Origin of the sequence: Agriterribacter sp., from assembly GCF_035444585.1 — a bacterium.
Taxonomy (GTDB): domain Bacteria; phylum Bacteroidota; class Bacteroidia; order Chitinophagales; family Chitinophagaceae; genus Agriterribacter.
Genome location: NZ_DAOMOZ010000198.1, coordinates 546 through 8,760, shown reverse-complemented (window position 1 = coordinate 8,760; position 8,215 = coordinate 546). Strand labels below are relative to the sequence as shown.

8 protein-coding genes are annotated in these 8,215 nt (G+C 44.3%); 4 read left to right on the top strand and 4 right to left on the bottom strand.

The annotated features are described in order from the left end of the window. The 3 genes from PLH26_RS17375 to glk all read left to right on the top strand — a co-directional run. Positions 1-626: NADP-dependent isocitrate dehydrogenase (locus PLH26_RS17375; protein ID WP_324587300.1), on the top strand; the 626-nt coding region annotated here is incomplete at its 5' end. A 246-nt stretch (positions 627-872) separates the two neighbouring features. Then, complete coding sequence (locus PLH26_RS17370; RefSeq protein WP_324587299.1) at positions 873-2,129, top strand: aminotransferase class I/II-fold pyridoxal phosphate-dependent enzyme; 1,257 nt, start codon at positions 873-875, stop codon at positions 2,127-2,129. A 22-nt stretch (positions 2,130-2,151) separates the two neighbouring features. Continuing rightward, positions 2,152-3,162, top strand: a complete 1,011-nt coding sequence (gene glk / locus PLH26_RS17365; RefSeq protein WP_324587298.1) for a glucokinase — start codon at positions 2,152-2,154, stop codon at positions 3,160-3,162. A 42-nt stretch (positions 3,163-3,204) separates the two neighbouring features. Here glk and PLH26_RS17360 read toward each other — a convergent pair whose 3' ends face one another. From PLH26_RS17360 to PLH26_RS17345, 4 genes are all read right to left on the bottom strand, one after another. Further along, positions 3,205-4,062, bottom strand: a complete 858-nt coding sequence (locus tag PLH26_RS17360; protein WP_324587297.1) for a universal stress protein — start codon at positions 4,060-4,062, stop codon at positions 3,205-3,207. Between the two features lie 576 nt (positions 4,063-4,638). Then, positions 4,639-5,658 carry an MlaD family protein gene (locus tag PLH26_RS17355; RefSeq protein WP_324587296.1) on the bottom strand — a complete coding sequence of 340 codons (1,020 nt, stop codon included), beginning with the start codon at positions 5,656-5,658 and terminating at the stop codon, positions 4,639-4,641. Continuing rightward, positions 5,651-6,427: an ABC transporter ATP-binding protein gene (locus PLH26_RS17350; protein WP_324587295.1), complete on the bottom strand. Its 777-nt coding sequence runs from the start codon at positions 6,425-6,427 to the stop codon at positions 5,651-5,653. Before PLH26_RS17350 ends, PLH26_RS17355 begins: the two co-directional genes overlap by 8 nt. A 6-nt stretch (positions 6,428-6,433) precedes the next feature. Beyond that, entirely contained in the window at positions 6,434-7,204 is a 771-nt protein-coding gene (locus tag PLH26_RS17345) for an MlaE family ABC transporter permease (RefSeq protein ID WP_324587294.1), read from the bottom strand. Between the two features lie 146 nt (positions 7,205-7,350). Between PLH26_RS17345 and PLH26_RS17340 the strand changes: the two genes are divergently transcribed. Next, on the top strand, positions 7,351-8,215 hold an 865-nt coding region (locus tag PLH26_RS17340), incomplete at its 3' end, for a phospholipase D-like domain-containing protein (RefSeq protein WP_324587293.1).

Below are 8,215 nucleotides of genomic sequence, written 5' to 3'. Positions count from 1 at the left end.
AAAAATGGCCTTTGTACCTGTCTACCAAAAATACCATTCTTAAAAAATACGACGGAAGATTTAAAGATATCTTCCAGGATATTTACGAACAGGAATTCAAAGCACAGTTTGAAGCGGCCGGTATCGTATACGAACACCGCCTTATTGATGACATGGTGGCCAGCGCATTAAAATGGAACGGCAATTTTGTATGGGCATGTAAAAATTATGACGGTGATGTACAAAGCGATTCTATTGCCCAGGGGTTTGGCTCGTTAGGACTGATGACCTCCGTTCTGGTTACCCCCGATGGCAAAACACTGGAAGCGGAAGCTGCGCACGGAACCGTTACCCGCCACTACCGCAACCACCAGGCAGGAAAGCCTACCTCCACCAACCCTATAGCTTCCATCTTTGCATGGACCCGGGGACTGGCATTTCGCGGAAAGTTAGACAATAACCAGGCGCTTATTGATTTCAGCAATGCCCTGGAAGCCGTGTGTATTGAAACGGTGGAAAGCGGTAAAATGACAAAGGATCTCGCGATATGCATACACGGTACCAAAGTAAAGCTGGGCGAACATTATCTCAATACTGAAGATTTCCTTGAAGCCATCGATAACAATCTTTCGGCAAAACTTAAATAGAAGGCTTTAATAAAACACGGTAAGCGCAACCTTTTAATATGCCGGGAAAGCAATACCGGCTGGTTCATAACAAAAGTGCGCTGGTTAAATACAGCGCACTTTTATAATTTTTACTGCTTAAGATGACACAAAAATCTTACCTTCGCATCATTCCGCCTTGCCATCAGCTCTCGATGCTACCTGACCTGTGAGAACTACTATCTTTGCACTACTTTATTATTGGCATTGCTTTAATTACAACATTGTATGGCAGATATTTTTGAAAGACTGACAAGTAATTACGGGCCCCTGGGTCAGCATCGTGAACGGGCACACGGCTACTTTGCATTTCCCAAATTAGAAGGAGAAATTGACAGCCACATGAAATTCCGGGGAAAGGACATGATCGTATGGAGCCTGAACAATTATCTTGGGCTTGCCAATCACCCGCAGGTACGCAAAACGGATGCCGAAGCTGCTGCACAGTTCGGACTGGCGCTGCCAATGGGCGCACGTATGATGAGCGGCAATACAAATTATCACGAACAACTGGAAAGCGAGCTTGCGGAATTCGTACAAAAGGAAGATGCCGTTTTACTGAACTATGGTTACCAGGGTATGGTTAGTATCGTAGATGTATTGTGCAGCCGGCATGATATAATTGTATATGATGCGGAAAGCCATGCCTGTATTATTGATGGAGTACGGTTGCATGCAGGGCAAAGATTTGTGTACAAACACAACAATATAACAGATCTTGAAAAACAGTTGCAACGTGCAGAAGCGCTGATTAAAAAACAAAACACGGGAGGAGTACTGGTCATTACGGAAGGTGTGTTTGGAATGGCCGGCGACCAGGGAAAGCTAAAAGAGATCACCGCGCTTAAGAATAAATATTCATTCAGGCTGCTGGTTGATGATGCACATGGATTTGGCACATTGGGCAAAACCGGCGCCGGGGCGGGAGAAGAACAGGGCGTGCAGGATAAAATTGATCTTTACTTTTCTACATTTGCCAAATCAATGGCTTCCATCGGCGCTTTTGTTGCAGGCGACAAACCCATTGTTGATTATATCCGATATAATATCCGCAGCCAGATCTTTGCCAAAAGCTTACCCATGCCTTTGGTTCTGGGCAATCTGAAGCGGCTTGAATTATTACGATCGCACCCCGAATTAAAAGAACAGCTCTGGAAAAATGCGCTCTCCCTTCAAAAAGGATTAAAGGAAAAAGGCTTTGATATCGGGAATACAGATTCCGTTGTTACACCTGTATACATGAAAGGCGGTGTGGAAGAAGCCACTGCAATGGTGATGGATCTCAGGGAAAACTATGGCATCTTCTGCTCTATTGTTGTGTACCCCGTTATTCCCAAAGGACATATCATTTACCGGCTCATCCCTACTGCCACACATACCCGGAAAGATATAGCGCAAACACTTAACGCGTTTGAAGAAACCAAGAAAAAGTTAGATATGGGTTTGTATAAAGTAGCTGAAATCCCTGCCATGGCTGAAGTGTAAGAAATAAACAGCAACAGTCATTATGTTATTACCATTTCAACAGCCTAAAGCAGCAGGCAACGGGAACATAGTATTCGCGGGCGATATTGGCGCTACCAAAACCAACCTGGCCATGTATAGGGTGGAAAACGGGAAATACCGTTTGTTGCAGGAAGCAAAGCTGGTGTCTAAAGACTATAACAATATAGCTGAATTAACAGGTGAATTTACCAGGGATACTCCTGAGCCTGATGCCATTTGTTTTGGCGTTGCCGGGCCGGTATTGAACGGGCATGCAACGCTATCCAACCTGCAATGGGAAATAGATATAAAAGAAATTACAGCGCAGTATAAAACGGCAAAGGTTCATCTCATCAATGACCTTAAGGCAACCGCTTACGGACTGGCAGTACTTGACGAAAAAGACACAGCGGTTGTTCATAAAGGCAACAGCGCAGTTGGAGGCAATGCCGCTATTATAGCACCGGGTACAGGCCTTGGCGAGGCAGGGCTGTATTGGGATAGCCAATATTATCATCCTTTTGCCACAGAAGGCGGCCATGCCGATTTTGCCGCCAGGAGCAGCTTTGATTTTGAGTTGTATACGTATCTGCAACAGCAATTTGAACATGTAAGCTGGGAAAGGCTGGTATGCGGACCGGGCATTGTAAACATTTACCGGTTTTTGCGGGATGAAATGAAAATGGAAGAACCCGGATGGCTGAAAGAAAAAATGGCAAATGCAGACAAAGCCGCTACCATTAGTGAAAATGCAGAACAATGCCTCATTTGTGAAGAAACCATGCGCTGTTTTATGCGATACCTGGCTTATGAATGTGCTAACCTGGTTTTAAAACTAAATGCCACCGGCGGACTTTTTATAGGCGGCGGCATAGCACCGCAGATCGTCCGCCTTTTTGAGCATGATGCATTTTATACTTCCTTCCGGCAGAAAGGACGGCTGAATTTTTTATTGGAGAAGGTACCGGTAAAAATCATATTGAACAATAAAACAGCCCTGCTTGGGGCCGCTTACTATGCCGCCACAAGATAGGTCTGTGCGGACCTGCGCTGTTCTCCAAACATCCGAAACTTCTTAATTGTTTGTTTTGGTTGCCGGAATTACCAATAACGGAATGATCGTATGGTACGACATCCTCCGGGTTACACTTGGATGAAATATCCTGTCCCACACGCTCCGCTGGTAGGTGATCATTGCCAGTATGTCTATATCATTGCTTTTAATGTAATCCTGTAATGTGTCCTCAAATTCGTGCCCCGACAAATGGGTTGTAGCAAGCGATTGTGTATTAAGATGTTTTTTTAGCTTTCGCTCATATTCTGCCATGTTCATTCCATGTTCTAAAAAAAGGGCAGCATCGGCAGTGTCTTCATCGGTAAAGACAACAACATCGAGGGAGGCCTTAAATACTTCGAGGATGCCGGCTATTTCCCGCAACACCTTTTTATCTTCCTCGAAATAACTGGTAGCGAACAAAAGTTTACCCGGCACTTTCCAGTTATACTCATAAGGTACAACCATTAAAGGTACTTTGGTCTTCCCTGTGAGCCCTGCGGTTCTGCTGCCCCATATCCTGTCCTGAAGACCGTTTATGCCAAAAGTGCCCATTACCACAAGATCAATTTCCAGTTCTTCACACATCTGCAAAATATTATCTTCTATGCTACCCTCGCGAAGGAAAGTGTTTATGGCCACAGACTCTGTTTCTGCGATACTTAATTTTATCTGGCTTAAATTTTTGTCTGCCTCCTTTGAAATGGACTTAAGCTCATCCCGTACCAGGTCTAACCGGTCACTGTAAAAGCGATCTGTTATGTCCACAACATGAAGCAGGTTAATTTCAACCGGGTGCAGCCTGGCTGTTTGCACAGCAAAATTCAACGCATTTACCGCGCAGGAGGAAAAATCCGTAGGTACTAATATTTTTTTCATCTTTTTGTATGATTTAACAGCTACTCATCATAACAAACGTACATGAAATTTTTCATTTTGATACAATGGCATTCAGGTTTCACAGGCCCGGCTAAACGGATTTGCCAATACGGCAAACGCTTAACCGATAACCTGTTACAGCACAATGGTACTTCATTATCAAATCAAGGTATTCCATTGATCTATTATTAAATTATGATTTTTTCGACGCCTTATGCGAAATGCGATCCCTGGCATTTATCAGGGTCTGCCGGGTTATAGAACATCTCCCCGGCGGTTATCTCTGTATGTCTTATGATTCGTGAGAAGATGCATATAAGCCTGGTTCATTTTTTTGTTATTTGAGTGAAGTAATAAATGCTGCGGTGTACCGGATAACGTTATCGGAACATCTTATCAAATATCACCCTTAAAAAAAACTTTAATGACGATCTTTATCATCACAAAGAATGATAAAGATCAATACGCTGCTGCAGGATCCTGTTCGCTATTTTTTACATAAGGATGCTGGTACCGCTAATGAAAGACGATAGATTGGCGGTAATAGATTACTGCCGGCAAATGCCGTAAAAATGATCACTGTTCTTTCAATTTTTGCAAAGTTTCTTTTTCCTTCCTTTTCTCAAGCCTTCTGAAATAGCCACGTACTAAAAAACTATGCTTCATCCCTTCCATCACTTCGTTAAAATTTTGAGTACTTTTCTGAATATTGTCAAGGCTAACATTAATAGACTCAACTATGCCGGAATCCCTGAGCAAGGCATTAACCGCACCTTTCCCTTCATTAATATCATGCCTAATGCCACCGGCAACCAGGGAAAGCGTTTTTGCGAGTGTATCTGCCTGATCGGCAACCTGCCTGATGCGAACTATTGCAGTATTGAGGTTTTCGGCAAAAGAAGTGTCTGTTAATATCGCGCCAAGCGATCCCCTTCCGTTTTTTACGTCGAGCACCAGTCCGTTCAAATCACTCACCATCGCATTTGCCCCGGCAGTAGCCGACCTGATGTTTGCCACTGATGCACTTAAATTCCGCACCAACGAACTGTCGTTTAACAAGTCCCATAAAGCTGTGCTGTTGTTTATACGCAACAAAGTACTTTTAAGCTCAGCGGCAATTATTGCGAGATCATTGTTTGTTCCCGAAAGGGTGCTCACCATATTATCCAGGTCGGGTGAAGACCGGGTCGTCAGGATATCACCCGGAGCAATACGTTCCGCATCACCCGCTTCCGGCACAATGCTGATCACCTTATTTCCCATCAATCCATCCGTTGCAATGGTAACCCTGGCATTTTTACGGATGTATTGTTTCATTGAATTCTCAATGAGCAGCTCTACTTCAACGCGGCCGTCGTCCAGGATATAAACTTTCTTTACTGTACCCACCTGTATACCCGCATACCTTACATTGTTCCCCGCCGTTAACCCCTGCACGTTCCGGAAATGAGCTTTTATCGAGAACGTAGCCCCGAAAAGATTCCTGTTTTTGCCAATCATGTATAAAAGCAGGATCAGGAAAGCCAGTCCTGCAATTACAAACGCACCCAGCTTAAGGTTTGAAAATGATTTTTTTGCCATAACAATTTTATTCAAAAAATGCTTTTATTGCAGGATCATTCGATTGTATCAGTTCATCGTAAGTACCTTCTTTGTAGTTCCGTCCATCTATCAGCATAACCACTCTGTCTGATACCATGCGCACGCAATTCATATCATGAGAAATGATCAGGGAAGCAGCATGGTACTTTTGCTGCACTTCTTTGATCAAATCAATAATTTCACGGCTGGTGATCGGGTCCAGTCCGGTAGTGGGCTCATCATACAGGATAATAGCGGGTTTCAGAATCAATGTTCTGGCCAATGCTATTCTTTTGCGCATCCCGCCGGAGAGCTCTGCAGGCATCATATCAATAGTGTGCGCCAGCTTAACATCCTCCAATGCGTTTTTTACCAGTTCATCTACTTCTTCCTGCGTTGCTGTAATGGAATGCCGCCTCAGCGGGAACTCCAGGTTTCCCCTTACCGTCATTGAATCGTATAAAGCATTGCTCTGAAAAAGGAATCCGATCTTCATCCTGATAGCGTCCAGCGCTTCATCATTCAGTTCCGGAATACTTTCACCCAGCACTTCAATGCTTCCGCTGTCTGGCTTCAGCAAACCAATAATACATTTGATCAAAACCGATTTTCCGGAACCTGATTTCCCCAGTACCACCACACTTTCGCCTGCATGTAAACGAAGGCTGAAATCAACAAGCACCCTGTGAACGCCAAACGATTTGTACAAATTACGAATCGTCATTACCGCTTCATCCCGGCCGTAATTTTCCAATGTTCTTTTTATACTTCCCGCTATATGCATACCGTTTTAGTTCAGTCCCAGTACACCGGTTACCTGTACCGCAATAAGATCAATAAAAAATATAAGCACAGAAGACAGCACAACAGCAGAATTTGCCGATTGCCCCACCCCTTCTGTTCCCTTTTTGGAATAATATCCCTTATAACAACCTACTATTCCTACAGCAAAACCAAAGAAAAAAGATTTCACAAAAGCAGGCAGCACATCGCCAAAGGAAAGATTCCTGAATACTTTTGTCCAGAAAAGATCAAAGCTGGTAACGCCGCTCATATTTACACCGAGGTAAGTCCCGTACAGTGCTACCGCGTCACCCAGCATAACGAGCAGGGGTAGCGTAAAAGTAGCAGCCAGCACCCTTGTTACCACCAGGTATTTAAAAGGATTGGTACCGGATACTTCCATTGCATCTATCTGTTCGGTTACTTTCATGGAACCCAGTTCTGCACCTATGCTGCTGCCTATTTTCCCCGCAAAAATAAGCGCCGTAATAACCGGTCCTATTTCCCGCACAATAGCAATACCCACCATGGCGGGCAGCTGCGATTCCACTCCATAATCTACCAAAAAAGGGCGTATTTGCATGGTAAGCACCAGCCCCATAATAAAAGTAGTAAGCATAACCAACGGCAGAGATTTATAGCCAATGATAAAGCATTGCCTGAGAAATTCCGCTATCTCGTACCTCGGTTTGAACCACTGTGAAAATAACCTTCCTGTAAAACGGGAGATATCCCCTGCTTCTTCAAAAAACTGCTTCCAGAACTGAACGCGCAACATACCCTAAAAATAATTAAATATTCCGGGCCCTGCGTTTAAGGGTAGCTGTTTCTTGCAGGCAGCAATAATACCTCGCCCGCATAAAAGGAGGTGAGGCGGGAACAAACGCAAAGAATACATTCCTATATTTACAAAAAGCCTGCATCGTGAAAACCCGGACTGTTAAAAGCAGCGGCAAAATATCGTTGAAATTGCCGGGCTCCCCCAAAAACGGGGATGCCTCTTATACTACGCCCAATAAGGTGGAACTTATCCGTGGCGGCACGCCGTATTTTAGCCGGATGCTTGGAATGATCGACGGTGCAAAGCATTCCATTCATCTTCAAACCTATATTTTTGATGATGATGATACCGGGAAATTAATCGGCGAAGCATTGAAAAATGCGGCGGGCAGAGGCGTTAACGTGTATGTTATGCCTGATGGGTACGCATCCAACCTGATCTCCAAATCTTTTATCAGGGAGCTCAGGACGGCAGGCGTTCATTTTCGCTTTTTTGAACCTGTAATAAGGAGCAGGTACTTTTATTTTGGCCGCCGCCTGCACCATAAAGTGATTGTAACAGATGCGCAATATGCCATGGTAGGAGGAATAAATATTACCGAGCGGTATAACGACAGACCCGGCTATACGGCATGGCTCGACTTTGCCGTATTTGTTGAAGGGAAGATCGTAAAAGAATTGTGCATGCTGTGCTGGAGAACGTGGAAAGGCTTTCCTGCAAAGGTAGTTTCAATGCCATGCGCACACCAGCCATCGTTGGCTGTACTGCCGGGCGATGCGCATACCATGGTACGCATGCGCATTAACGACTGGGTACGCAATAAAAAACAGATATCCCGCAGCTATTTTGAAATGCTTCGCAACGCCCGGTCGCATGTGGTTATTTTATGCAGCTATTTTTTGCCTGGAAAAACGTTCAGGAAAAATCTGGTAGATGCTGCCAAAAGAGGTATTGGCATTAAAATTATTCTTGCCGGCATATCGGACGTGAAAGTGGCAAAATATGCGG

Coding starts and splice junctions, on each gene's coding strand:
- PLH26_RS17370 (WP_324587299.1), top strand. CDS start 873: ATGGCAGATATTTTTGAAAGACTGACAAGTAATTACGGGCCCCTGGGT.
- glk (WP_324587298.1), top strand. CDS start 2,152: ATGTTATTACCATTTCAACAGCCTAAAGCAGCAGGCAACGGGAACATA.
- PLH26_RS17360 (WP_324587297.1), bottom strand. CDS start 4,062: ATGAAAAAAATATTAGTACCTACGGATTTTTCCTCCTGCGCGGTAAAT.
- PLH26_RS17350 (WP_324587295.1), bottom strand. CDS start 6,427: ATGCATATAGCGGGAAGTATAAAAAGAACATTGGAAAATTACGGCCGG.
- PLH26_RS17345 (WP_324587294.1), bottom strand. CDS start 7,204: ATGTTGCGCGTTCAGTTCTGGAAGCAGTTTTTTGAAGAAGCAGGGGAT.